The sequence below is a fragment of the Mesorhizobium sp. M5C.F.Ca.IN.020.32.2.1 genome (assembly GCF_004023105.1).
Classification (GTDB): domain Bacteria; phylum Pseudomonadota; class Alphaproteobacteria; order Rhizobiales; family Rhizobiaceae; genus Mesorhizobium; species Mesorhizobium wenxiniae.
In genome coordinates this window covers 1-1,122 of sequence record NZ_RZSX01001324.1, presented here as the reverse complement: position 1 = coordinate 1,122, position 1,122 = coordinate 1, and the positions used below count along the sequence as shown (strand labels likewise).

General features: G+C 59.5%; 1 protein-coding gene and 2 pseudogenes. All 3 read right to left on the bottom strand.

Translation table 11 applies throughout. The annotated features are described in order from the left end of the window. Window positions 1-486, bottom strand: a pseudogene (locus EOA86_RS35675) (ATP-dependent DNA ligase); the annotation flags it as partial. A gap of 118 nt (window positions 487-604) precedes the next feature. Further along, window positions 605-823: a hypothetical protein gene (locus EOA86_RS35670; RefSeq protein ID WP_128345740.1), complete on the bottom strand. Its 219-nt coding sequence runs from the start codon at window positions 821-823 to the stop codon at window positions 605-607. 104 nt (window positions 824-927) lie between these two features. Beyond that, a pseudogene (locus EOA86_RS35665) lies at window positions 928-1,122 on the bottom strand (hypothetical protein); the annotation flags it as partial.

Below are 1,122 nucleotides of genomic sequence, written 5' to 3'. Positions count from 1 at the left end.
GCTCAAAACAATGCCGTTCGGCGGCGTCTCACCCAGCAGATTAACTAGCGCTTTTCGCCGATCCACGAGTGGCCGATCGCGAAGGTCCTCGCCGTCGAGCTTGAGCAGGTCGAAGACGGCAAGCATGATGTCCTGACGTCTCCCGCCGCGGCCAAGAGCCCGCTGAAGACTGGAAAAGTGCGACAAGCCCTTCTCGTCGGCGACGAACGCCTCACCGTCGATTATCGCGTCCGAGGCGTCGAGCTCGGCCACGGCCGTTACGATAGTCGGAAACCTTACGGTCCAGTCGTGAAGGTTGCGGGTAAGGATTTTGACCTTGCCTTTGTCGAGATAGACGCCGATCCGATAGCCGTCCCATTTGATTTCGTGTAGCCAATCAGGGCCCTGCGGGACGCGATCGACCAGCGTCGGCAGGAGGGGCGGGATTACGCCGGCGGCAATACTCGGCCGGTCACGGGCGCTGGTGGTACGGCGCGCCCATTTCATGATGCCTTCCGATCCCGTGATCTGAAAAGCGCGAATGTCACACGGGCGTCGTCCCGTACCTTCAGCACATCAACGTCAATGGAAAGACGATCGCCCTGCACGATCTTGGGAGACGGCATCAGTGTATGGAGCAAATAACACCGGCAAACATCGAGCCGGTGCGGTTGAACAAGCGAATTGCCGCCAATGTCTCGCGATCATCCATGGTGTCGCCCCAGCTGTTGGCGATCGACTGGACCTCCCAGCTGTTGCCGTGCTTCGCCCTGGCAACGGCAAGCTCGCGCCGGATCTCGCACCGGACGGCCTCGTCGAGGCAAATGACCGCGGTCTCGCTCATGTCCAGAGAATATACCACGGCCAAATATGTTCCAGCAGCTTGACCGCAATAGGTGGTGGCCGGAGTCTCCTCTCTCAGAATAGCGGAGAGGGTGCCGCCGGCATTCAGTGATGAGTTTTCGTATTCTCCGACCAGTGCGTCGCAGGCGAGCCGGGATCCAGATACCGGCCGATCGATCGTAGATAGGCAACGATTTCCAGCATGAGGAAATCGCGATCGCCGTAAGTCTCCTCGATCTTCTTTATCTTCGGCATGACGACTTCCCGTTCTGCCGGCGTCAGGTCGACGTCCCCGAGTAC